Source organism: Allobosea psychrotolerans (assembly GCF_002917105.1).
GTDB lineage: Bacteria > Pseudomonadota > Alphaproteobacteria > Rhizobiales > Beijerinckiaceae > Allobosea > Allobosea psychrotolerans.
Genome location: NZ_PQFZ01000035.1, coordinates 1 through 22,369 on the forward strand (window position 1 = coordinate 1; position 22,369 = coordinate 22,369).

Annotated in this window: 20 protein-coding genes and 2 pseudogenes; 13 read left to right on the top strand and 9 right to left on the bottom strand. The window is 64.9% G+C overall.

Annotated elements, in window-relative coordinates; genetic code table 11:
* A pseudogene (locus tag CYD53_RS28920) lies at positions 1–78 on the top strand (IS5/IS1182 family transposase); the annotation flags it as partial.
* 115 nt (positions 79–193) lie between these two features.
* Here CYD53_RS28920 and CYD53_RS28925 read toward each other — a convergent pair.
* The 5 genes and pseudogenes from CYD53_RS28925 to CYD53_RS28945 form a co-directional block, all read right to left on the bottom strand.
* Positions 194–2,323, bottom strand: a complete 2,130-nt coding sequence (locus CYD53_RS28925; protein ID WP_210202450.1) for an alpha/beta hydrolase domain-containing protein — start codon at positions 2,321–2,323, stop codon at positions 194–196.
* Between the two features lie 201 nt (positions 2,324–2,524).
* The gene (locus CYD53_RS28930) at positions 2,525–2,902 is read right to left on the bottom strand and encodes a VOC family protein (protein ID WP_103721536.1); all 378 of its coding nucleotides are present in this window, start codon (positions 2,900–2,902) and stop codon (positions 2,525–2,527) included.
* A 153-nt stretch (positions 2,903–3,055) separates the two neighbouring features.
* Positions 3,056–4,495 carry an aspartate aminotransferase family protein gene (locus CYD53_RS28935; RefSeq protein ID WP_103721537.1) on the bottom strand — a complete coding sequence of 480 codons (1,440 nt, stop codon included), beginning with the start codon at positions 4,493–4,495 and terminating at the stop codon, positions 3,056–3,058.
* Entirely contained in the window at positions 4,492–5,496 is a 1,005-nt protein-coding gene (locus tag CYD53_RS28940; protein ID WP_103721538.1) for an NAD-dependent epimerase/dehydratase family protein, read from the bottom strand. Before CYD53_RS28940 ends, CYD53_RS28935 begins: the two co-directional genes overlap by 4 nt.
* Before the next feature lie 249 nt (positions 5,497–5,745).
* A pseudogene (locus CYD53_RS28945) lies at positions 5,746–6,111 on the bottom strand (EamA family transporter); the annotation flags it as partial.
* A gap of 310 nt (positions 6,112–6,421) precedes the next feature.
* Between CYD53_RS28945 and cynS the strand changes: the two are divergent.
* The 9 genes from cynS to CYD53_RS28990 all read left to right on the top strand — a co-directional run bounded on the left by cynS (position 6,422) and on the right by CYD53_RS28990 (position 14,661).
* Positions 6,422–6,910: a cyanase gene (gene cynS / locus CYD53_RS28950; protein ID WP_103721540.1), complete on the top strand. Its 489-nt coding sequence runs from the start codon at positions 6,422–6,424 to the stop codon at positions 6,908–6,910.
* Between the two features lie 189 nt (positions 6,911–7,099).
* The gene (locus tag CYD53_RS28955; RefSeq protein WP_245928477.1) at positions 7,100–8,845 is read left to right on the top strand and encodes an alkaline phosphatase; all 1,746 of its coding nucleotides are present in this window, start codon (positions 7,100–7,102) and stop codon (positions 8,843–8,845) included.
* A gap of 28 nt (positions 8,846–8,873) precedes the next feature.
* Positions 8,874–9,350: a hypothetical protein gene (locus CYD53_RS28960; RefSeq protein ID WP_245928479.1), complete on the top strand. Its 477-nt coding sequence runs from the start codon at positions 8,874–8,876 to the stop codon at positions 9,348–9,350.
* A complete protein-coding gene (locus tag CYD53_RS28965) occupies positions 9,328–10,056 on the top strand; it encodes an ABC transporter ATP-binding protein (RefSeq protein ID WP_103721541.1) in 729 nt (242 codons plus the stop codon). Before CYD53_RS28960 ends, CYD53_RS28965 begins: the two co-directional genes overlap by 23 nt.
* On the top strand, positions 10,053–11,288 hold the full coding sequence (locus tag CYD53_RS28970; RefSeq protein WP_103721542.1) for an FtsX-like permease family protein: 1,236 nt from the start codon (positions 10,053–10,055) through the stop codon (positions 11,286–11,288). The genes CYD53_RS28965 and CYD53_RS28970 overlap by 4 nt, the downstream gene beginning before the upstream one ends.
* An 80-nt stretch (positions 11,289–11,368) precedes the next feature.
* Positions 11,369–11,992 carry a hypothetical protein gene (locus tag CYD53_RS28975; protein WP_103721543.1) on the top strand — a complete coding sequence of 208 codons (624 nt, stop codon included), beginning with the start codon at positions 11,369–11,371 and terminating at the stop codon, positions 11,990–11,992.
* A gap of 137 nt (positions 11,993–12,129) precedes the next feature.
* Entirely contained in the window at positions 12,130–12,627 is a 498-nt protein-coding gene (locus CYD53_RS28980) for a hypothetical protein (protein ID WP_103721544.1), read from the top strand.
* A gap of 331 nt (positions 12,628–12,958) precedes the next feature.
* Positions 12,959–13,885, top strand: a complete 927-nt coding sequence (locus CYD53_RS28985) for an ABC transporter ATP-binding protein (protein ID WP_103721554.1) — start codon at positions 12,959–12,961, stop codon at positions 13,883–13,885.
* Positions 13,882–14,661, top strand: coding sequence for an ABC transporter permease (locus CYD53_RS28990; protein ID WP_103721545.1), 780 nt, complete (start codon positions 13,882–13,884; stop codon positions 14,659–14,661). The genes CYD53_RS28985 and CYD53_RS28990 overlap by 4 nt, the downstream gene beginning before the upstream one ends.
* Positions 14,662–14,900: 239 nt before the next feature.
* On the opposite strand, the gene CYD53_RS28995 is transcribed toward CYD53_RS28990, so the two are convergent.
* A complete protein-coding gene (locus CYD53_RS28995) occupies positions 14,901–16,574 on the bottom strand; it encodes a methyl-accepting chemotaxis protein (RefSeq protein WP_181012075.1) in 1,674 nt (557 codons plus the stop codon).
* A 337-nt stretch (positions 16,575–16,911) separates the two neighbouring features.
* On the opposite strand from CYD53_RS28995, the gene CYD53_RS29000 reads away from it, so the two are divergent.
* On the top strand, positions 16,912–18,531 hold the full coding sequence (locus CYD53_RS29000) for a peptide chain release factor 3 (RefSeq protein WP_103721547.1): 1,620 nt from the start codon (positions 16,912–16,914) through the stop codon (positions 18,529–18,531).
* A gap of 61 nt (positions 18,532–18,592) precedes the next feature.
* Here CYD53_RS29000 and CYD53_RS29005 read toward each other — a convergent pair whose 3' ends face one another.
* On the bottom strand, positions 18,593–19,063 hold the full coding sequence (locus CYD53_RS29005; protein ID WP_210202452.1) for an Lrp/AsnC family transcriptional regulator: 471 nt from the start codon (positions 19,061–19,063) through the stop codon (positions 18,593–18,595).
* A gap of 193 nt (positions 19,064–19,256) precedes the next feature.
* On the opposite strand from CYD53_RS29005, the gene CYD53_RS29010 reads away from it, so the two are divergent.
* Complete coding sequence (locus tag CYD53_RS29010; RefSeq protein ID WP_103721549.1) at positions 19,257–19,778, top strand: cysteine dioxygenase; 522 nt, start codon at positions 19,257–19,259, stop codon at positions 19,776–19,778.
* A gap of 35 nt (positions 19,779–19,813) precedes the next feature.
* On the opposite strand, the gene CYD53_RS29015 is transcribed toward CYD53_RS29010, so the two are convergent.
* Positions 19,814–21,109 carry an aminotransferase class V-fold PLP-dependent enzyme gene (locus CYD53_RS29015; protein WP_103721550.1) on the bottom strand — a complete coding sequence of 432 codons (1,296 nt, stop codon included), beginning with the start codon at positions 21,107–21,109 and terminating at the stop codon, positions 19,814–19,816.
* Between the two features lie 256 nt (positions 21,110–21,365).
* Between CYD53_RS29015 and CYD53_RS29020 the strand changes: the two genes are divergently transcribed.
* Positions 21,366–22,055 (top strand): OmpW/AlkL family protein, encoded by a 690-nt coding sequence (locus CYD53_RS29020; protein ID WP_103721551.1) that lies wholly within the window; start codon positions 21,366–21,368, stop codon positions 22,053–22,055.
* Between the two features lie 194 nt (positions 22,056–22,249).
* Here the strand turns inward: CYD53_RS29020 and CYD53_RS30055 are convergent.
* A partial coding sequence (locus CYD53_RS30055) for a PLP-dependent transferase (RefSeq protein ID WP_146055954.1) occupies positions 22,250–22,369 on the bottom strand: 120 nt, incomplete at its 5' end.

The following is a 22,369-nucleotide window of genomic DNA, read 5'->3' on the forward strand; positions in this document are numbered from 1 at the left end:
GCAACCCGCTTCGAAAAGACCGCCAGGAACTACCTCGCCGTCGTCACTCTCGCCGCAACTGTCTTATGGCTCCGATAAGTGTCCACAGGTCCTAGAGCATTTCCGCGTTTCTCCGAATCGCGGAAATGCTCTACCTCCTTGTTTTATAGCATTTTCTTCACGCGAACCGGTGCCCACTTCGCTCGAAAATGCTCTAGGGGGCGAGCCGGATGCCTTCACTGCGAGCCTTTTCCGTGAGCAAGGCTGCGTCCTCCGGCAGGAGATAACGCTTCGCCACCAGCGCATCGGCCGCCGTCTTCACCGTCTCGGCATAGGCCTGCGGCGTCGGGTAGCGCTCTTCGATCGAGAGCCGCGGGTCGCCGGTGTCGAGGCGCTCCTGCCTGGTGCGGGCGAAGGGCACGAAGCTGCCCTGGAAGATGCAGAAGCCGTCCTCGAAGCGCTCCTTCCGGAACAGGTTCCAGCCGGTATAGGTGCCGATCGGCACGGCGGTGACGACATTCTTGATGCCGGCGAGATCAATGCCGTCGGCGTCGACCTGCGGCACCAGCACGCCATAGCTGCCGGGCTTCGTGCGCGGCGGCTCCACGCTGATGACGCCCATGCCGTCGGCGGCGTTGTAGCCCTTGCCGAAATCGAGCGGATGCAGCGGGTTGGTCGCGCCGAGATAGCGCAGGGCCGGGCGCACGACATTGCCATAGCTATTGGCGGGGATCGTCGGGAAGCGGACGAGATCCGGCGTCACCAGCGTGCCGTCGGCGATGCGCGGCATGGCGGGAGTCGGCGGAGCGATGCCATCCCGGACCCAGCTCGTCAGCGCGGTGAGCAGGGCGCGCATCGTCCAGTTATGCGGGTTGGGATTGGCCTGCTGCTGGCATTGGCCGAAGGGGGCAGCCGTCGGCAGTGGCAGGGGCGTCGGGCTGTGCTGGGTCGAGGCCATGATGTAGGTGCGGACATTGGCCGGATCGGGGATGTCGTGCAGGCCCAGTGGATCGGTCAGGCCGAGCGACTGGCGCGCCTCCCACATTTCCAGCGCCGTCGCCGCATGGAAGATCAGCGGGCAGGTGCCGTCCCTGCGGCAACGGTCGAGAATGCCCTGCCGCCGCCCGGTCAGCGGATCCTGCACGCGAGCGTAGTTGAACGGGAAATCATAGGCCGGATAGAGATGGTCGATCTGCTGGCCCCAGGCGCGGCCGGGTTGGGCGAAGCGCAGCGAAAGCGGCATCAACCCGCCGCCGATATGCGGCAGCGCCGCGTCATAGGCTTTCCGGCCGGCCTCGTCCCGGTTGAAGCCGAGCTGCAGGAAGGAGCGGATGAAGCGGCCCGATTGCGAAGTGCCCATCACCATCGCCTTCTGGCCGCGCCGGCCGATCGGGTTGAGCGTGCCGGCCTCATCGGCTTTGGCATCGCGCAGGAAGACGGCGAGGTCGCGTGCGGCAGCGTAGCCGAGGCCGAGCACGGTCGGATCCTTGGCTCGGTAGATCAGCTCGTAAAGACGCCCGGGCTGGAAGCCCGCGGGCAGGCAGATCGCCTTGGCGTCGGGCTTGATCGTTCCGTCCGCGGCGCAACTGCCGAAGCCCCATTCGCTGTTGGGCACGGGCATGCGCGGTGCATTCTCGCGGGCGCGCGCCGTCAGCGTCGGCAGGAAGCCGTCGGGCAGGGGCGTGCGGTTGTCGGTGCTGACGGTCGGATAGGAATCATGCGTCATGCCGGTGAACCAGCCGCTCGACAGATTCTGGGTCTTGGCGGCTTCCATCACCACGAATTCGGCGCGGACGAGGCCGGTGATGGGCGAGCCGTCCGGGTTCCTTGCTGCCGGTGCCTGCATGGTCATGCGGTTGTTGCCGGGCAGCACATCGGCCTGCCAGCCGAACCAGACCATGCTGTAGCCCTGTCGCTGGAGGAAGCCGTCGCCGGGTTTGGCGAGCGCGTTCATCTCGGCGACTGTGCCCGTGTCGAGATTGAAGGGCTGGAGCAGCCCCTTATTGCCGCGGTTTGGGATGTTGAAGAGCAGAATGCCGTTGCCCTTGCTCTCATCCTTCGGTCTGAGGATGTCGATGTCGGTCGTGTACTCGACCATGCCGCGGGCATTGCGCGGGGCAAGCGCGAGGTCCTGGATGCGGGCATTGGCCGGGTTCTTCGGATCGACCTCGCCGAAAGCCTTGCCGGTGATGCGTTCATAGGGACCGACGGCGCTGAAGGACTGGCCGCCGAAAGCGGGCTCGGTCCTGGCGATCTCGATGCGGGTGATCTTGGCCTTCGCCGGTTGCGGGGCCGAAAGCGCGCAGGCAACCAGCATGGCTGCAGCGATAGAGCGACGGATCATCTCGGCTTCCTCCAGGACGCCGATCCTGGTTCAGCCGGATCGGTCGAAGTCCGAAGGTTAGGAGCGCATCGGCCGCATCGCAAATTCCCTGATGCTGCATGGCTTTGAGCTTGCGTCGGCCTGGTCCGAAAACCGGCTCCCGCTTTTCGGGCAATGCCCTGAGATTGCCGCAGACGGGGCCTTCGAGAGACGAGCCCGGCTTCAGCTCGTTGTCTGACAGACGGCCTCGAGATTCCAGCCTTCAGGAGCGATGACGAAGGCGGCGTAGTAGCTCGGTCCGTAATGCAGGCGCAGGCCAGGCGCGCCATTATCGTGGCCGCCTGCGGCCAGGGCAGCGGCGTGGAAGGCATCGACCACGCTGCGCGTCGGCGCATCGAAGGCGAGGTGGAAACCCGGCCCAGGCGGGGAGGTTTGCGGCCGCAGTTTCAGCGCCAGCAAGTCGCCGCCGCCTGGCGGCCCATAGCCGGCGGCATCCGGAGCGGTCCAGACGCGGATCAGCCCGAGCGGGCCAAGCGCCGCATCATAGAAGGCGATGGCGGTGGTGAGATCGCGGACGCCGAAGGAGAGATGGCCGAGCATGAAGCGCCCCTTGTTTCGGTAGCCCTTGGTTTCGGTATTGCTTGCCCCGAGCTTCCGTCAGCGCATGTCAGCGGCTTCCATGCGAAAAGAATTCCGCGCGGACAGAAAAGGGCCGGCGAACCGGCCCTTTCAGACATTGCGTGGCAGCGGGCCTCAGCCCTTCGCCACGGCGACCTTGCGCAGATAATCGGTGACGATCTTGGTGATGCCGCGCGAGAGCAAATCGTCGAGCGCCGCGATGAATTCGTCGCATTGCTCGCGGGTGATGATCAGTGGCGGCTCCAGCCGGATGACGTTGCGGTTGTACTCGGTGAAGGCGACAAGCATGTCGTAATCCTTCAGCAAGAGCGCGCCGATGAAGCCGCAGAGAGAGCCTTTCAGCTTGTCGTCGAGCAATGCGACCATATGCTTGAGCCCAAACGGCATGGTCTCGCTGATGTCGTTGAACTCGATGCCGATCATCAGGCCGCGCCCGCGGATCTCCTTGAGCAGGCTCGGATGCTTCGCGCGCAGGCCGTTGAGCTTCTCGATGAGATGGTCGCCCTGACGCTGGGCGTTGCCCATGAGGTCTTCCTCATAGAGCACGTTCAGCGCCTCGATCGCCGAGATGCAGGCCTCGCCCATGCCGCCGAACGTCGCCTGGGCATGGATCAGCGCGGTCTTGGGTTTGCCATAGGCCTTCATGTAGATCTCACGGCGGGCGATCATCGCGCCCATCGCCGCCTTGGAGCCGCCAAGCGCCTTGGCGAGTGCGGTCACGTCCGGCACGACACCGTCGCGCTCGAAGGCGAAGAACTGGCCGGTGCGGCCGAGACCGCACTGGACCTCGTCGGCGACCCAGAGCACGCCATGCTTGTCGCAAAGCGCGCGCAATTCGCGCCAGAAACCTGCCGGCGCCTCGACGATGCCGCCGCCGCCCTGGATCGTCTCCATCACGACGATGCCGATCGCGGGATCGCTTTCCAGGGCCTGGCGCACGGCTTCGATATCGCCGAAGGGCACCTTGACCCGGTTCTCGACCAGTTTGAACTGCGACTGGTAAAGGTTGGAATCCGTGACCGAGAGCACGCCCTTGGTCTTGCCGTGGAAAGAGTTCGCTGCGTGCAGGATCTTGGACCTGCCCGGTCCCTGCGCCTGCTCGGCGACTTTCAGCGCCGCCTCCATCACCTCCGAGCCGGTCGAGCCGAAGAAGACCATGTCGAGATCGCCGGGTGCGATTGCGGCGAGGTTGGCCGCCAGCGCGGAGGCGTATTGCGACATGAAGGCCATGCAGATCTCATGGCGGTTCTCGTCCTGGAACTTCTGCCGCGCCGCGACGATGCGCGGGTGGTTGTGACCGAAGGCGACCGAGCAGAAGCCGCCGAAGAAATCGAGGATCTTGCGGCCGTCGCGGGTGATGTAATGCATGCCCTGGGCGCGATCGACGATGATCTTGTCGAAGCCGAGCAGTTTCAGGAAATGCAGCTGGCCGGGATTGACGTGGGCGGTGAAGAGCTCGCGCACGGTCGCGGCGTCGAGCTGCTTGGCCTCCTCGACGCTGTAAAGCTTCGGGCGAGCGGGCGCAGCGTCGGTCTTGAAAGCGGGCATGCTCATGCTGCGAGGCTCCTCTGCGCCTGATTCCGGATGTCTTTGCTCTTGCGGTATTCGGTGTAGGCGGCGAGCAGCATATCCTCGTCGCGGTGCTTGGGCGTCCAGCCGAGTTCGCGCTTGGCCTTGGAGGTGTCGAGGATGCAGATCTCGTCGGCGATCATGTACTGCTCGGGATCCATGATCGGCAGGTTGATCCAGTCGAGCGTGTTCAGCGTCAGCTTGACCAGCGGCGCCGGCGTCGGCAGCAGGATCGATTTCGAGCCGGCATGCGCGATCAGGTCGCCGAGCAGCTTCTTCACCGGCGGCGGATCGTCCGAGCCGAGATTATAGGCGCTGTTGGGGAAGCCGGCCTTCCAGGCCGCGATGCAAGCGCTGGCGCAGTCGAACACCGAGATGAACTGATAGGGGTTCTTGCCCGAGCCGATCATCGGCACCGGCAGATTCATGTCGATCAGCGTGAACAGCTTGACCAGGATGCCGAGCCGGCCCGGCCCGATGATCAAGCGCGGCCGGAAGATCGGGATCTGGAAGCCCTTGTCGCGATAGCCCTGCGCCAGCGTCTCGGTGGCGAGCTTGCTCTCGCCATATTCGCCGAGCGGTTTGGCGGGATGGGTCTCGTCCTGCGGCACGGTGACGGAATGGCCGTAGATCATGTCCGTGGTGAAGTGGACGAGCTTGTTGGCGCCGTTCTTCTCCATCCAGGCCAGGATATTGGCGGTGCCGTGGTAGTTCACCGGCCAGAAGAAATCGTGGCGCTCCTTGCGGGTCACGATGGGCGAAAGCATCTTGGCCGAGAGATTGTAGACGAGGTCGTCCTTGGCGAGCGGGATGGCGTTCACGCTCTCAGTGCTGGTTACATCGATCTGCTGGAACGGCACCTTGGCGTAATGCGCATGGCCGCTCTTGACGATGTCGGCGACCAGCACCTCCTCGCCCATGGCCGCCAGGTCCGCGGCCAGATGCGAGCCGACGAAACCGTCTCCGCCGATGATGATATGTTTCATGGGTTCAGGTCTTCCGGACTAGAGCGTTTGCGAGCGGAATCGACACCGGTTCGCGCAAGGACAACGCATTGAAACAACGGCTTGGAGAATTTGAGCGATCCAGCAGGATCGCAAATTGCTCTTGGGTCAACGCGGCAGGCGCGGCGGGGTGCGGACCGGCACCGGGACCGGCCGGAGCACGGGTTTCGGTCCCAGCAGCATGCCGAGACGAAGGAAGAGGCGTGCGATCAGATCCATGTCGGTCCCTCAGCTCTGTGCGATGAAGATGGTGCCCAGCACGATCAGCCCGATGCCGGCAATGCGGGCAGGGCTCAGATCCTCCTGGAAGAAGAAATAGGCGTAAACCGCGACCACGACGTAGGCGAGGCTCAGGAACGGATAGGCGTAGCTGATCTGAACCTTCGACAGCACGACGAGATGGGAGGCCATGCTGACCACGAAGGTGCACAGGCCGAAGAAGACGAAAGGGTTGAAGACGACACGCAGGACCGTGGCGATCAGCCCGTCATGGCCGGGGTCGAGCTGGCCCAGGCCGCTCATGCCGCGCTTGAGCATGAGCTGGGCGGCGGCGTTGGTCAGCACCGTGAACAGGATCAGGGGAATATAGGAGTTCATCGGGCGATCAGGTTTTCCGCGTGGTCGGTGGACCTCTGGATGACGCGGAAATTACTTCAAATACCTTACGTTGCGGTCCTTACATCCGCGTAACGTTAAGATGATCCTGCCGGGATCTCACAAAGTCGGAATGACTGCACCTCGTGCCGCAGCCGGTACTCGGGCGAGCACGGGCTCTTGGCCCGCCGCTTGCTACCAAGGTTTGGGTTCGCCAGCCCGTCAGGCGCCGCTCGCCGCATGCCCGAAGGCCGCCTGAGGCGGGCACGGCCGACATTCTGGCGCCGATATTCTCCAAGGAGGAGCCAAGACCATGAAGCGCGAAGAACTCACCGAGAAGATCCTCGACATCAAGCGCGAGAAGGGCTGGAGCTGGAAATACATCACCGGGGAAATCGGCGGCATGTCCGAGGTGCTGATCGTCGGCGCGCTGCTCGGCCAGATGAAGTTGGTCAAGCCCTTGGCGGAGAAGGCTGCGACCCTGTTCGGCCTCACCGAGAACGAGAAACGGATGCTCAACGAGGTGCCCTATCGCGGCACCGGCACACCGATGCCGCCGACCGACCCGCTGATCTATCGCTTCTACGAGATGGTGATGGTCAACGGCCCGGCCTGGAAGGCATTGATCGAGGAGGAGTTCGGCGACGGCATCATGTCGGCGATCGACTTCAACATCGAGTTCGAGCGTGAGCCGAATCCGAAGGGCGATCGCGTCAAGATCGCGATGTCGGGCAAGTTCCTGCCGTATAAATATTACGGCAACGAGCAGGGCATTCCCGATTACGGCTTCAAGGAAGCGTAGCCTGCCGGTTCATGGCGCCGTGCAAGAGATGGCGCCGTGCTGGAGATGACGGCGGTGTTCGGGAGTGTGTGTCTATTGTTATAGTATAACATTCACAACGTCATGAAAGCGCATGTAGTAATCGTATTGTCACATGCACTTCCTAACGCTCGCCGGCGGATATCGAACGGGTTCGAGCGGAGACTGGGCATGCGCGCGCAAAAATGGCTGATGACGATCCTTGCGACAGGGCTTGCCGGGGCCACTCCCGCGCTGGCGCAGACGATCTACCCGATCAACCGGGCCGAGATCCTCGAGGGCTCGCGCTTCGATTTCAAGGTCGAGTTCCCCAACGCGCCGACTTCGGCCGATGTGACGGTCACCATCAACGGCAAGCCCGCCGCCGATATCTTCGGCAAGCCGACGAATTTCATCCAGAACGAGGAAGGCCAGAAGCATTCGGCGCTGTGGCTGCGCGGCGCGACGCTGCCGGCCGGCAACTACGTCGTCGAGGCGACGCAAGGGGCGAACAAGGCGACGGTGAAATGGGAGGTCTTCGCGACGGCCCAGCCGCGCCGGGCCAAGAACGTCATCCTGTTCGTCGGCGACGGCATGTCGGTGGCGCATCGCACCGCGGCGCGGATCATGTCCAAGGGCTGGGAAGAAGGTCGCTTCAATGGCGAGCTTGCCATCGATGACATGCCGAACATGGCGCTGATCTCGACCTCGGGCAGCGATTCCATCGTCACCGACAGCGCCAACAGCGCCCATGCCTACACCACCGGCCACAAATCCTGCGTCAACGCGCTCGGCGTCTACTGCGCCAAGAACGCGCTGACGCTGGACCATCCCAAGGTCGAGACCATCTCGGAAGTGATCAAGCGCCGCAACAAGATGACGATCGGCGTCGTCACCAATGCCGAGATCGAGGATGCGACGCCTGCCGCCATGGTCGCCCATACCCGCCGGCGCTCGGACTACAACGACATCGTCAAGATGTTCTACGATGTGAAGCCCGATGTGATCATGGGCGGCGGCTCGCCGAACTTCCTGCCCAAGACGACGCCGGGCTCCAAGCGCACCGACGATCTCGACTTCATCGCCCAGTTCAAGGCGGCCGGCTACACGATCGCCACGACCAAGACCGAGATGAATGTGGCCGCCGCTTCCGGCGCCAAGAAGCTGCTCGGTCTCTACAACACCAGCAATGTCGACGGCGCCTTCGATCTGCGCCTGGCCAAGAAGGGCAGCATCGCCAAATTCCCCGACCAGCCCGACGTCGCCGAGCAGACCAAGGCCGCGATCGACATGCTGAAGGGCAATGAGGACGGCTTCTTCCTGATGGTCGAGTCCGGCCGCATCGACAAATACAGCCATTCGCTCGACTGGGAGCGGGCCGTGTTCGACACGATCATGCTCGACAACGCCGTCAAGATCGCCAAGGATTTCGCCGGCGAACGCAACGACACGCTGATCATCGTCGTGCCCGACCACACCCATGCGGTCTCTCTCGTCGGCACCTATGACGACGAGCGCCCGGGCCAGCTCCTGCGCGACAAGCTCGGCACCTACGCCGACTCCAAGGCGCCGAATTACGGCCCGCTCGATGCCGACGGCTATCCGACCAACGTCAACACCTCGCGCCGCCTCGCCGTGGTCTTCGGGACCTATCCCGACACCTGCGACACGGGTCGCCCCTTCATGAATGGCGAGCGCGTCCCAGCCGTGAAGAGCGCCGACGGCAAGACCAATGTCGCCAACGAGGCCGATTGCACCGGACCGCTGGCGACGCGCAAGGTCGGCAACCTGCCCTTCGACGCGAATTCGGGCGTGCATTCGGGCGATGACGGCATCTTGACCGCGATGGGTCCGGGCGCCGAGAAATTCCGCGGCCACAAGCCCAACACCTATGTCTTCCGCGTGATGGCGGAGGCGCTGGCGCTGGGTGGCGAGTGAGCCTGTCCTGATCCGAGGCGAATGGTCCGTGCAGCAACCGATCCTCCTCGCAAGACTGTCCCGTCGCGGGCTCCTTCTGGGGCTCGCGCAGGGACTCGCGACGCTCGCGCTTTGCGAAGCGGTCCGCGCAGACGAGCCCGCGACGATCAGTTTCGACGGGCTCTACAAATCCTTCGGCGTGCTCGGCTTCCAGTTCTCGGATCGCGCCACGAGCCTGCGCGGGCAGGAGGTGCGCATGCTCGGCTACATGGCGCCGCCGCTGAAGCCCGAAAGCCATTTCTTCGTGCTGACGCGCGAGCCCCTGGCGATCTGCCCGTTCTGCCAGTCCGATGCCGACTGGCCGGTCGACATCGTCGTGGTCTTCATGAAGGCGGTGACGCCGATGGTCAGCGCCGGGCAGAAGGTCGCGGTCTCCGGCCGTCTCGAAATCGGTTCCGCGATCGATGCCGAGACCGGCTTCGTCAGCCAGATCAGACTCGTCGATGCCAGCTTTCACGTCACCTGAACGGAAGCCGGGGCGCGCGGCGCGGCTGCAACTGACCGGGATCAGGCTCGATCATCGCGGCGGCGACGGCCGGCCGTTCCGGGTGCTCGATCTTGCCGGCCTGGCAATTCCAGCTGGGGCCCGGGTGGGGCTGCGCGGCGCCTCGGGCTCGGGCAAGACCTCGCTGCTGCATCTCGTCGCCGGGCTGATCCGGCCCGATGCCGGTTCGGTCAGCTGGGGCGACATGGTCGTCTCTGAGCTGTCGACCGGCGCCCGCGACCGCTGGCGCCAGGCGACGCTGGGTTTCGTCTTCCAGGATTTCCACCTGATCCCGGAGCTCGACGTCGCGGCGAACATCACCTTGCCCCTGACCTTCTCGCAGTGGCGGATCAGGCCGGCCGAGCATGAGCGGGCGGCGATGCTCGCCGCCCGGATGGGGCTGACCGATCTCAGGCGCAAGGCCGGCGTGCTGTCGCGCGGCGAGCAGCAGCGCGTGGCGATCGCGCGCGCGGTCTTGCTCCAGCCTGCGCTGATCCTTGCCGATGAGCCGACAGCCAGCCTCGACGCCGCCCATGCGGCCGAGGTCGGAGCGCTCCTGGTCGAGGTCGCGACCGAAACCGGCGCGACCCTGATCTGCGCCTCGCATGATACGGCGCTGCTGGCGCGGATGGACCGGCGCATCGAGCTTGCAGCGGCCCAGGCCGCACCGTTCGAGAGCGCGGCATGAACCCGTTCCCGATGGTGTGGGCCGATATCCGGGCCCTGCGCTGGACGGCGCTGGCGATCATCGCGCTGGTGGCGCTCGCCGTCGCTGTCGGGGTGGCGATCGGGGCGCAGGAGCGGGCCTTGCGGCGAAGTTCGGCGGCAGCCGCCGAGGATTTCGACCTGCTGATCGGCGCGCCGGGCAGCCAGACGCAATTGCTGATGTCGGCGGTCTATCTTCAGCCGGACGCGGTGCCGCTGATGGACGGGCGATTGCTCAATACGCTGGCGCAGGACGAGCGCGTCGCCGGCGTCGCGCCGATCGCCTTCGGCGATGTCAGCAAGGGCTATGTGATCGTCGGCACCACGGCGGCCTTTGCCGGCCGCTGGGGGCGGCTCGCGCCATCGCAGGGCCGGCTCTTCGCGAGGGAGGGCGAGGCGGTGCTGGGGGCCGATGTCAGCTATGGCCTCGGCGACAGCATCGCGCCGTCGCATGGCGTCCTCGGCGCCAGCGCGCGTCCGGGTGTGGCGCATGAGGACGAGGCCGGGCATCGCCATGCCGGCCATGACTATGTCGCGGTCGGGCGGCTGCCGCGCCTCGGCTCGCCCTGGGACCGCGCGATCCTGGTGCCGGTCGAGAGCGTCTGGGAGATCCATGGCCTCGCCAATGGCCACGCCGCGGATGACGGCCGGATCGGGCCGCCCTTCGACGGGCCGCGGATTCCCGGCGTGCCGGCCCTGGTCGTCAAGCCGCGCGGCGTCGCCGGCGCCTATGCCTTGCGGGCGCAATATCGCCAGGGCGGTACGATGGCGTTCTTTCCCGCCGAGGTGCTGGTCACGCTCTACCGCGCACTCGGCGACGTCCGCAGCGTCCTGGTCGCGGCCTCCTTCCTCAATGCGCTGCTGATCCTGGCGGCGGTCCTGCTGCTCTTGATCGCGGTCGCGGGCCTGCGGCGGCGACGCTATGCGATCCTGCGGGCGCTGGGGGCGCCGCGCGGCTATGTGCTGCTGGTCGTCTGGCTCGGCATGGCCGGGCTGATCGGCGCGGGCTGCGTCGCGGGCCTGCTGGCTGGCGCGGTGCTGACGACAATGCTGTCGGGCGTCATCGCCGGGCAGACCGGGCTGCGGCTCGTCTTCGCGATCGAGAGCCAGGAGATCGCCTTCGTGGCGGCGCTGCTGCTCATCGGCAGCGCGATCACGCTCGTGCCGGCGCTGATGTCCTATCGCGCCCCGGCGGTCGCCGGCCTGCGCGACTGAGCTTGCCTGCCCGCACGCTGCTGTCGCGCTCTGACATCGAGGCGCCTAAGCTCGTATCGAACCCGAGCATAGTGCGCAGCATGCCCCTTCCCAATCGCGTCAGCCCCGATGGCAGCCTCTTCGCCGACCCGGCGCGCGGCCAGTTCTATGGCAATCGCGGCGGGCGTTTCCACGACCCGCGGTCGCACGCCGTGCCGACGCGGCTTTATGCCAACCGGCAATGGCTCTGCTGCGTGCTCTCCTTCAAAGGACGCAGCCGGAAGGTCTGGGGGCGGGGCTATACCGAGCTGTTCTTCTGCGACGAAGTGACTGCGCTCGCCGCCGGCCACCGGCCCTGCATGGAATGCCGCCGCGCGGATGCGCTGCGCTATCGCGCGGCATTGGTGAGCGGCCTCGGCTTGAGCGAGACGCCGCTCTTTCCGGAGATCGACCGCAGGCTCGACGCGGAGCGACGCATCGGCCGCGAGAAGCGCCTGCACCGGCTCGCGGCGGAGGCATTGCCCGATGGCGCGATGGTCGCGAACGATGCAGGATTCCTGGCTCTCAGGGGCGATGCAGGGCTGCTCTGGTCGCCATCGGGCTATATCGCGCGCCGGCCTCGTCCAACTGGTGCGGTCGCCGTCTTGACGCCGCCGGCGACGCTGAGCGCGCTGATGAACGGCTATCAACCGATCTGGCATCCCAGCGTCACGGAGTTCTCCTGAAAACGCGTCAGGCCGATTGCCAGCCTCCTGCCCCAAGGGCAACGTGCCGCGGCCGAGCCTGAAGGGCTTGGCGGTTTTTGCCTGCCGAGATCTGTCGACAAGCAGGCGCAAACGCCTAAGGCGCTGGGGAGATATCGATGCTGTCAAACATGATCCGGGCTTTCACCGTTGCCGCTGTGATGGCCGCCATGCCGGCCCTGGCGGGTCCGCTCACCCTCACCGCGGCCGATCCCGTCGCAACCGTGACGATTCCTGAGGAATGGTCGGGCAAGACGATCGCGCGCGGGCTCGAGATCAAGACGCCCGACGAGGAGGTCTATCTCTGGTTCGAGCTGATCGCGCCCGGCGAGATGGACAGCGTTCAAAAGGAGCATGACCGCTATTTCAAGAAGGAAGGCGTCACGGTCACCGGTGCGTCCGAGACGAAGAAGTCCGAGATCAACGGCCGGGCCTGGTCCTTCACCGAACTCACCGCAACCAACAAGGATGGCCCCTCGATCATCCGTTATGTCGCGATCAATCCGAATGTGGCGAGCGGCAAGATCATCCTGATGACCTATTGGGCCTCGCCGGAAGGCGACAAGACCCATGACGCCGCCATGTCCAAGCTGGTCGAGGGCATCAGCTTCAGATAGCGCGCCTTCCGGGGGCTTTCCCGGAATTGAGGAACCTTTCGCGCCATGGGGGCGTTGCCCCAGCATGGTCTGTTCGAAAGAGGTTTTTCAATGCGCTCGATTGCTTTGTGGCTCCTTGGTGTGCCGATTCCGCTGATCATCCTGCTCTGGTTCTTCATGCGCTGAAGCGGCAGGCCGCTTTGCTTCACATCTGCAATGGCCGGGCCTCGCTCCGGCCATTGCCATGTCGGGCTGCTGACAGAGCCCGTCAGGCGTAGATGCTTTCCCGGTTGCGCGCGGCGCGCATGCCCGCAGCATCGCAACCTGACGTGATCTCGCCTATATGCCGCCCATGCAGCCGATCATTTCCGTTACCAACCTGTCGAAGACCTACAAATCGGGCTTCAGCGCGCTCAAGGGCGTCGACCTGTCGATCCGGCGCGGCGAGATCTTCGCGTTGCTCGGGCCCAATGGCGCCGGCAAGACCACGCTGATCAGCATCATCTGCGGGCTGGTCAACCCCAGCAGCGGGCAGGTGCTGGCCGATGGGCACGACATCGTCACGGACTATCGCGCCGCACGCGCCAAGATCGGCCTCGTGCCGCAGGAGCTGACGACGGACGCTTTCGAGACGGTCTGGAGCACGGTCAACTTCAGCCGTGGCCTGTTCGGCAAGCGCCGGGATCCGGCTCTGGTCGAGCAGGTGCTGAAGGACCTCACGCTCTGGGACAAGCGCGACACGCAGATCCGGATGCTGTCCGGCGGGATGAAGCGACGCGTGCTGATCGCCAAGGCGCTCGCGCATGAGCCGCAGATCCTCTTCCTCGACGAACCGACGGCGGGCGTCGATGTCGAGCTGCGCCAGGACATGTGGAAGCTCGTGCGCGGGCTTCAGGAGCGCGGGGTCACCATCATCCTGACGACGCATTACATCGAAGAGGCCGAGGAGATGGCCGACCGGATCGGCGTCATCAGCAAGGGCGAAATCATCCTTGTCGAGGAAAAGGCCGAGCTGATGCGCAAGCTCGGGCGCAAGCAATTGACCCTGTCCCTGCAGGAGCCGCTGGCTTCCGTGCCGCCTGTGCTGGCGAGCTACGACCTGGCGCTGGAGGCTGAGGGCAACGAGCTCGTCTACACCTACGACACCAAGGCCGAGCGCACCGGGATCACGGCGCTGCTGCAGGACCTCAGCCAGGCCAACATCCGCTTCAAGGACCTGCACACCAGCCAGAGTTCGCTCGAAGACATCTTCGTCAGCCTGGTGAGGGACCGCCGATGACCGCGGCAATCGTCAACTGGTATGCCATCCGCGCGATCTATCTGTTCGAGATGGCGCGGACTTGGCGCACGCCGCTGCAGAGCATAGTCTCGCCGGTGATCTCGACCTCGCTCTATTTCATCGTCTTCGGCGGAGCGATCGGCTCGCATATGCCGGTGATCGGCGGCGTGCCTTACGGCGCCTTCATCGTGCCCGGGCTGATCATGCTCTCGCTGCTGACGCAGAGCATCGCCAATGCCTCTTTCGCGATCTATTTCCCGAAATTCACCGGCACGATCTACGAACTGCTCTCGGCCCCGGTCGCCTGGTGGGAAGCCGTGACCGCCTATGTCGGAGCAGCCGCGACAAAATCGATCCTGCTCGGGCTGATCATCCTGCTGACGGCCTCCTTCTTCGTGCCCGAGATCAGGATCGAGCATCCGCTCTTCATGCTGCTCTTCCTGGCGCTGACCGCGACCACCTTCAGCCTGTTCGGCTTCATCATCGGCATCTGGGCCGACGGTTTCGAACGCTTGCAGGTGGTGCCGCTTCTGATCGTGACGCCGCTGACCTTCCTCGGCGGGTCCTTCTATTCGATCGACATGCTGCCGGGCTTCTGGCGCACGGTCGCGCTGTTCAACCCGGTCGTCTACCTGATCAGCGGCTTCCGCTGGAGCTTCTACGGCGTCGCCGATGTCGGCCTCGGCGTCAGCCTGGGGATGACGCTGGTCTTCCTTGCGGCCTGTATCGCCATCGTCGGCTGGATCTTCCGCACCGGCTATCGCCTGAAGAACTGAAGGCTCCACAGCATCAGGCCGAATGTCCTGTTCGGCCTGATGCTGTGAGGCTTCGATTCTGCATCGGCTTGTCCCGAAAACCGGCTCCCACTTTTTCGCGCAATGCTCTCGATCGTGTCGCCTTCGGACGGAAACGTCCGAAGGCGAGAAACGTGATCGATTCCAAAAGTTGAGAGCATTGCTCCCGCGAAAAACCGGTAACCACTTTTTCACGCAATGCTCTTGGGGCAGCCCGTCGATCAGGCCGCGCGCACATCCCTGAAGAAGGTCTCGACCGCGCCGCGCAGATCCTGCGCCTCGCGCGCCAGTTTCTCGGCGGTGGCCAGGACCTGGCTCGCCGAAGCCGTCGCCGATTCGGACGCCGCGGTGACGTGCTCCATCTGGTTGGCGACGTTCGCCGTGCTGCCGGCCGTGGCCTGGGCGCTGCTGGCGATCTCGGAGGTCGCGATCCGCTGCTGGATGGTGGCTCCCGCGATGGCGACGGTATGCTGCGCGACCTCGCTCATGACGGCCGCGATCGTCTCGATGCTGATGACGGCGTCCTGCGTCTCGCGCTCGAAGGCGCCGATCTGCGCAGCGATCTCATCCGTCGCCTGCGCGGTCCGGCTCGCCAGCAACTTGACCTCCCCGGCCACGACGCTGAAGCCGCGCCCCGCTTCGCCGGCGCGGGCGGCCTCGATGGTGGCGTTGAGTGCGAGCAGATTGGTCTGGGCGGCGATGTCGCGGATCAGCCCGATCACCTTGGCGATGTTGCTCGCGGCCTGCGCCAGATTGGCGACATTGGTGCTCGCGGCTTCAGCGTCCTGCGCCGCACTGGTGACAACGCTGTTGGCTTTGTCGACGCGCTCGGCGATTTCCGCGATCGAGGCCGAGAGCTCCTCCGAGGCCGCGGCGACGGCGCGGACGCTGTCGGAGGCATCGAGCGAGGCGCTGCGCGCGCCGCCGGCCTGTACGGTTGCGTCCGTGGCGATGGTCGAGAGGGTGCGCGCGGTTGCCTCCATCTCGCGGGAGCTGGCGCGCACCGTGTCGAGCACGGCCTCGATCCTGACGTCGAAATCGGCGATCAACTGCTCGCGCCTGGCCTGCCGGCCCGCTCTGGCGGCCTCGGAGCTGCGTGCATCGGCTTCGAGCGAATCGCGCGCCCGGGCGTTGTCGCGAAACACGACGACGGCGCGCGCCATGCTGCCGATCTCGTCGGACCGAGAGATCGAGGGAATGGCGTCGACGGGTTCGGAAAAGGCCAGGCGCTGCATCGTCTTGGCGAGGAGGCTCAGCGGTTTTGCCACCCGCCAGCGCGCGACGATGAGGGTAAGCGCAAGGCCAAGCGAGATGACGAGCGTACCGATCACGATCTGCGTGCGGATGCTGCTCTTCTGGAGTTCGCTGAGCTTGCTGTCGATTGTGGCGCTGTCGGCGCCGCTGAGCGCCGCGAGGTGCTTGAGCGCGGCGTTCAGGGCCAGTCGATTGGCCCGGTTGCTTTCGTTGTTGGTGAGCTCGTTGACCGCAGCCGGGCCGGACAGGCGGCCCCGGCGCACGGCTTCCTCACGGAAGACGGCGAAGGCCTCGACCTGGACCGCGACCTCGCGGAACGCCGCCTCGTCCTCCGGCTTGACGTGCTGGCGCCAATCCGCGAGCAGTCGGCGGATATCGGCGAGTTCGGCCATGAGGGGCTGGGCGAATTGCTCGGCGTCCTGTGCGTCGCGGCTCATGATCATGCCGCGCGTTTCCATGACGACGGCATTGACGAGACCGTTCATGCGTTCGGCCATCAGGACCCTGCGCGAGGCGGCCTGCATCTCGTCCGTCATCGCGGCATAGCGGCTGAGCGTCTCGACGCCGATGAAGATGGTGAGCGCCGCCGCCAGGGCCAGCAAGGCCACGCTTGCGAAAATCTGGTTGGCAATCTTGCGCAAGGCGACCATCCATCGGCGCTATCTCCCGTTCGCCGGGCCGGTGCGCAAATCCTGACCCGGGAGTTCCGTATAGTGATGAGGAATGATTAAGAGCCTCTAACAGAACCTGGGGGCGCCCCTCCAAAACCCGCTTCCGGTGCCGGCAATTCGGTCGTCCGCGGCACAGCGCCGCTTGCCGATGCCAATGGCATCGGCTTCGCACCGTCTGGCGGAACGGCCGAATTGCTGACGTCGAGGCCCCTCCAGGTTTTGTTGGAGGCTTTCAGCCGAGGTAATTGCCGGCCGCTTTGGGGCGGGCTGATTGACTTCGCGGGCCTCATCCTGTTCTCACACGGCCATGACCGACATTCAGACCATCGAGGCGGCCGCGACGACCGCCCCTCATGCGCGCCGGCGCACCTTCGCCATCATCTCGCATCCGGACGCGGGCAAGACCACGCTGACCGAAAAGCTGCTCTATTTCGGCGGCGCGATCCAGCTCGCCGGCGAGGTGCGCGCCAAGGCCGGCCGCCGCCAGACCTCCTCCGACTGGATGAAGATCGAGCGCCAGCGCGGCATCTCGGTCGTGACCTCGGTGATGACGTTCGAATATGGCGGGCATGTCTTCAACCTGTTGGACACGCCGGGCCACGAGGACTTCTCCGAGGACACCTACCGCACCCTGACCGCGGTCGATTCCGCCGTGATGGTGATCGACGCGGCCAAGGGCATCGAGGCGCGCACCAAGAAGCTGTTCGAGGTCTGCCGGTTGCGCGACATCCCGATCGTCACCTTCATCAACAAGGTCGACCGCGAGACGCGCGACCTGTTCGATCTGATCGCCGAGATCGAGACCACTTTGGCGCTCGATGTCGCGCCGATGACCTGGCCCGTCGGGCGCGGACGCGAATTCGTCGGCACCTATGATCTCAAGGCCAACACCTTCCGCCGCAACCAGAAAGGCGACGAGACCACGCAGGACCTGGCGGTCTCGGGTCCTGACGATCCGCTTTTCGACACCTTGCTGCCCAACGGTGCGGCCGAGACCTGGCGCGAGGAGGTCTTCCTCGCGGCCGAGGGCCTCAAGCCCTTCGATCTGGAGTCGTTCCGCGAGGGCCATCTGACGCCGGTCTATTTCGGCGCGGCGTTGCGCGATTACGGCGTGCGCGATCTGATCGATGCACTCGGAGCCTATGCGCCGAGCCCGCGCGCGCAGATTGCCGACAAGCGCGCGATCGAGGCGGACGAGCCGAAGATGACCGGCTTCGTCTTCAAGATCCAGGCGAACATGGACCCCAACCACCGCGACCGCATCGCCTTCATGCGCGTCTGCTCGGGCAAGCTCTCGCGCGGCATGAAGGCGAAGCTGGTGCGCACTGGCAAGCCGATGCCGCTGAACGCACCGCAATTCTTCTTCGCCCGTGACCGCTCGATCGCGGAGGAGGCCTATGCGGGCGATATCGTCGGCCTGCCCAACCACGGCACCTTGCGCATCGGCGATACGCTGACCGAGGGGGAGGACATCGTCTTCAAGGGCGTGCCGAGCTTCGCTCCGGAAATCCTGCGCCGCGTCAAGCTGAAGGACGCGATGAAGGCCAAGAAGCTGCGCGAGGCGCTGCAGCAGATGGCCGAAGAAGGCGTCGTCCAGCTCTTCCTGCCGCACGACGGCGCGCCGGCGATCGTCGGCGTGGTCGGTGCATTGCAGCTCGACGTGCTCAAGGAGCGCATGGATGTCGAATATTCGCTGCCGGTCGATTTCGAGCCCTGCCAGTTCTCGATTGCGCGCTGGGTCTCGTCCGACGACAAGGCGGCGCTGCAGAAATTCGTCTCCCTGAAGCCGTCCTCGATGGCCGACGATCTCGACGGCGACCCGGTCTTCATGGCCTCCAGCCAGTTCACCCTGAAATACGACGCCGAGCGCGCCCCGGAGGTGAGCTTTTCCGATGTGAAGGACTATCAGAAGGTGGCGAAGGGTTAGGTAGCAAACTCATAAATGAGGAGCTGCTTTCCTATTGCGGACATTCCGCGACTAGCCGTGCTCACGACGCCCGCTCCACAAATCCCAGCGGAATCGCGGTCGTTGACTTGAGCTCCTCCATAGCGAACATCGAGGTCACGTCGTTGAGGTCGATCCGCGAGATCAGCTTCTTGTAGAGCGCGTCATAGGCGGCGATGTCCGACACACAGGCCTTGAGCAGATAGTCGATCTCGCCGCTCATCCGGTAGAAATCGACGATCTCGGGCAAATCGAGCACGGCGGCGTGGAAGCGCTCCAGCCATTCCATCGAGTGACGTGCCGTCTTGACCGCGATGAAGACGGTCACGCCGGCCTGGAGCTTGGCCCGGTCGAGCAACGCCACCCGCTTGCGGATATAGCCCGCCGCCTCCAGCTTCTGCACGCGCCGCCAGCACGGCGTCGACGACAACCCGACTGCTTCGGCGAGTTCCGCCAGCGGCAGGCTCGCATCATCCTGCAGCCGCGCCAGGATGCGAAGATCGAAGGCGTCCAACTTGGCCATGGAACTCCCAATGCGATACGGAATATGATGATCGCCCGGAATCATACGAGCACGATAATTTTCTAACTTTATCGCTATACTTGGCAACGATTTTCAGGAATCGCCGATCTCGCCGCGAGTTTGCAAACCCGTTTCACGCCGCTCCGCTATCCTTGTCTGGAGATTGGGCGAGGGGAGTCGCGGCATGCAGGGGTTTCTGAACGAGGAGCGGCGCGGCGCCGTCTTGCGCAGTCTGCGGACGGACGCAGGCACGCTCTCGCGCGACTATCTCGCCGCCGCCCGCACTGTCCTGCGCGAACTCGTCGCGATGCCCGATCTTGTCCAGCGCCTGCCGCTCGAACGCAAAGCCGGGGGCTACACCCGAAACCTGCTCGCCGGCAACGAAGCGGTCAGCGTCTGGGCGATCGTCTGGGCGCAAGGCGCGACCACCTGCATCCACGACCATCACTGCTCCTGCTGCTTTGGCGTCGTCGCCGGTACGATCACCGAGACTTGGTATCGCGCCATCGACGCGGCCCGTGCCGTGCCGACCGAGGAGCAGGAGCGCCAGGCTGGCTATGTCGGCTGCATGCTGCCCTCGGGTCCCAATATTCACCGCATGCGCAATCTCGGCGCTGGCGACGCCATCTCGATCCACATCTACGGCTTCGATCACGAGGCCCACGCCTCCTCAATCGAGACCGAATACACCGCCGTCGGCGGCTGAACGCGCCCGACGGCGAGCCTGGCGGTCGCGGCGTCTCAGCCGGCGCGATTGCCCGAGATCACCGCCAGCGCCGCGACGAAGCGGTCGAGATCGGCTTCCATGATGTAGGGCGCCGGCGAGATCCGGATGGTGTTGCCCTTGGCGACTCCCCCGCGCCGCACCGTCATCACCTTGTGCTGGTCGCGCAGCGCCGCGACGATCGCGTTCGTCTCGGCCGGCGAGCGCTTGCCGGTCAGCGCGAAGGAGGTGATGCCGGCGACCATGGTGGCATCGTCGGGCGTCTGGATCTCGACGCCCTTCAGCTCGCGCGCCTTGCTGACCCAGTAATTCCGCAGATGGCGATAGCGCGCCTCCTTGGCCTGCGGGCCGATCTCGCGATGCAGCGCCAGCGCGGTCGGGACGGTGAGCTGGGCGGCGAAGTTCGGCGTGCCGGTGTGGACGCGCGAGCGGACATCGTCGGCCTTGAAATCCTCATCGGCCATATAGGGATCGATATCGGCCAGCCGCTCGCGGGCGATGTAGAGCATGCCGACGCCAAGCGGCGCGCCGATCCATTTATGCAGGTTGAAGCCGATGAAATCGATGCCGAGATCCTTGGCCTGGAAGTCGATCTGGCCCCAGCTATGGGCGGCATCGAGGATGACGTCGACGCCGCGCGCCTTGGCCATGGCGGCGAGCTCCTTGACCGGCATCATCAGCCCGGTGCGGTGGCTGATATGGGTCAGGAGAAGCAACTTGGTCTTCGGATTGGCTTTCAGCGCGACGTCATAAGCGTCGAGCACGGCCTGACGGGTGGCGGGTTCGGGGATGTCGAATTTGGCGACCGCGACCCCGCGCCGGTCCTTCAGCCAGTTCATGGCATATTGCATCGAGTCATAGTCGAGATCGGCATAGAGCACGGTGTCGCCGGGCTTCAGCTTGTTGTAGCCCGAGATCAGCGCCTGCAGCGCCTCGGTCGCGCCGCGCGTCAGCGCGATCTCTTCCCGCGCCACGCCCAGGAAGGTGGCCAGCGGCGCGCGGACATCGTCGAGATCCTGCCCGATCCTGGTGCGGGCATAGACTGTATTCTCGAAATTCACGAAGTCGGTCAGACGCTTGTACTCGGCCTTCACCGGCTCTGCCATGATGCCCCAATAGCCGTTCTCGAGATTCACCATGTCGGGGGTGACGCTGTAGAGACCGCGCACCGCTCCCCAGTAGCCGATGTCGCTGCCGAGTTTCGCTGTCGGCAGGGCGGGCAAGTTGCGAGCGGCGGCCGGCAGGGCCAGTGCTGCGACCCCCAGGCTCAGCAAGAGTGCGCGGCGGCTGGTTTCAAGCTTCTGGCCCGACATGGTCGATCTCCTTGCGATGTTCGGGCTGGGCTAGCGCTGCCCTGTTTCAGGGCTGTGACGGTGCTCCGAGGTCCGGCGCGGACCTCGGAGCACCAAGGGCGTGTGTCCAGCATGCAACAGTGAGATTCGATCGGCTGTGGGCGCGGCTTGGTTTTGATCCGGATCAATTCCCGCGGGAGCGATTTGGCGCTGATGGATCATGTGCCTGGCGACGAACTCCTTGCGATCGCGGGCCATCTCGCCTTGGGGGCCTGTCATGAAGTCCGTCGTGTTACGCACTTGCCTGTCTGCATTCCTGCTTGGTTCCAGCGCGATCTGTGGCGCTCAGGCCTCCGATCTGCCTTCATCCAAGAGCGCACCGCTGGCTCCGACCATGACGGTGTGGAACCCTTGGATGATCCGCGGGCGGGCTCTCGTCGTCATGCCGCAGGAAAGCGCAAAGCTCAGCATCGGCGGCGTCAGGGTGCCCGGAGCCGATGTCAGCATCTCGACTTCGGTCGTGCCGGAACTCGACATCAGCTACTTCTTTACGAAGAACATTGCCGTCGAACTGGTCCTCGGCGTCACCCCGCATAATGTGAAGGGCGCCGGTGCGCTTGCGGGGGCTCGCATCGGTTCGGCCTGGCTGCTGCCGCCTACGCTGATGCTGCAGTATCACTTCACCGATTTCGGCGCGTTCAAACCTTATGTCGGCGTCGGCGTGAACTACACCGTGTTCTTCAATGAGAAGGCTAAAGGCGGCTTCACCAGCTTTAACCTGCAAGACACGTTTGGCCTCGCCCTGCAGGGCGGCATCGACATCATGCTGGACCAGCATTGGGGCCTGAATCTCGATGTGAAGAAGATCTTCCTCGAGCCGAAGGTCAAGGTGAATGCCGGTCTCGTGACCGGCAAGGTCAAGATCGATCCTTGGCTGTTCGGCGCCGGCATCACCTATAAGTTCTGATTCTGCGGGGAGAGCAGGTTATCCCTGCCCCCCGGTCACACGACGATATTGGCTCCCTTGTCCGCTGGGGAGCCAATTTCGTCGATGAGCCAGGTACCGGCGAGGTGGAACCTGTCGCGTCGAGATAGGCCGGCGGGCTGGCCGTGGCACAGTCCCTGCTGCGCCCGCGCCCTCGGGAGATCCGCGATCAAGAATCAGGCGTGGCCTGCTTTCAGCGCTTGGTCGAGGTCGGCGTAGAGGTCCTCGACATCCTCGATGCCGGTCGAGAGTCTGAGCAGATCGGTGGGGCAGGGCGAGCCCGTGCCCTCGATCGA

What these genes read in the sequence shown, in the direction of transcription:
- CYD53_RS28925 (WP_210202450.1), bottom strand. Translation starts at nt 2,323, where the DNA reads ATGATCCGTCGCTCTATCGCTGCAGCCATGCTGGTTGCCTGCGCGCTT.
- CYD53_RS28930 (WP_103721536.1), bottom strand. Translation starts at nt 2,902, where the DNA reads ATGCTCGGCCATCTCTCCTTCGGCGTCCGCGATCTCACCACCGCCATC.
- CYD53_RS28935 (WP_103721537.1), bottom strand. Translation starts at nt 4,495, where the DNA reads ATGAGCATGCCCGCTTTCAAGACCGACGCTGCGCCCGCTCGCCCGAAG.
- CYD53_RS28940 (WP_103721538.1), bottom strand. Translation starts at nt 5,496, where the DNA reads ATGAAACATATCATCATCGGCGGAGACGGTTTCGTCGGCTCGCATCTG.
- cynS (WP_103721540.1), top strand. Translation starts at nt 6,422, where the DNA reads ATGAAGCGCGAAGAACTCACCGAGAAGATCCTCGACATCAAGCGCGAG.
- CYD53_RS28955 (WP_245928477.1), top strand. Translation starts at nt 7,100, where the DNA reads ATGCGCGCGCAAAAATGGCTGATGACGATCCTTGCGACAGGGCTTGCC.
- CYD53_RS28965 (WP_103721541.1), top strand. Translation starts at nt 9,328, where the DNA reads ATGCCAGCTTTCACGTCACCTGAACGGAAGCCGGGGCGCGCGGCGCGG.
- CYD53_RS28970 (WP_103721542.1), top strand. Translation starts at nt 10,053, where the DNA reads ATGAACCCGTTCCCGATGGTGTGGGCCGATATCCGGGCCCTGCGCTGG.
- CYD53_RS28975 (WP_103721543.1), top strand. Translation starts at nt 11,369, where the DNA reads ATGCCCCTTCCCAATCGCGTCAGCCCCGATGGCAGCCTCTTCGCCGAC.
- CYD53_RS28980 (WP_103721544.1), top strand. Translation starts at nt 12,130, where the DNA reads ATGCTGTCAAACATGATCCGGGCTTTCACCGTTGCCGCTGTGATGGCC.
- CYD53_RS28985 (WP_103721554.1), top strand. Translation starts at nt 12,959, where the DNA reads ATGCAGCCGATCATTTCCGTTACCAACCTGTCGAAGACCTACAAATCG.
- CYD53_RS28990 (WP_103721545.1), top strand. Translation starts at nt 13,882, where the DNA reads ATGACCGCGGCAATCGTCAACTGGTATGCCATCCGCGCGATCTATCTG.
- CYD53_RS29000 (WP_103721547.1), top strand. Translation starts at nt 16,912, where the DNA reads ATGACCGACATTCAGACCATCGAGGCGGCCGCGACGACCGCCCCTCAT.
- CYD53_RS29010 (WP_103721549.1), top strand. Translation starts at nt 19,257, where the DNA reads ATGCAGGGGTTTCTGAACGAGGAGCGGCGCGGCGCCGTCTTGCGCAGT.
- CYD53_RS29015 (WP_103721550.1), bottom strand. Translation starts at nt 21,109, where the DNA reads ATGTCGGGCCAGAAGCTTGAAACCAGCCGCCGCGCACTCTTGCTGAGC.
- CYD53_RS29020 (WP_103721551.1), top strand. Translation starts at nt 21,366, where the DNA reads ATGAAGTCCGTCGTGTTACGCACTTGCCTGTCTGCATTCCTGCTTGGT.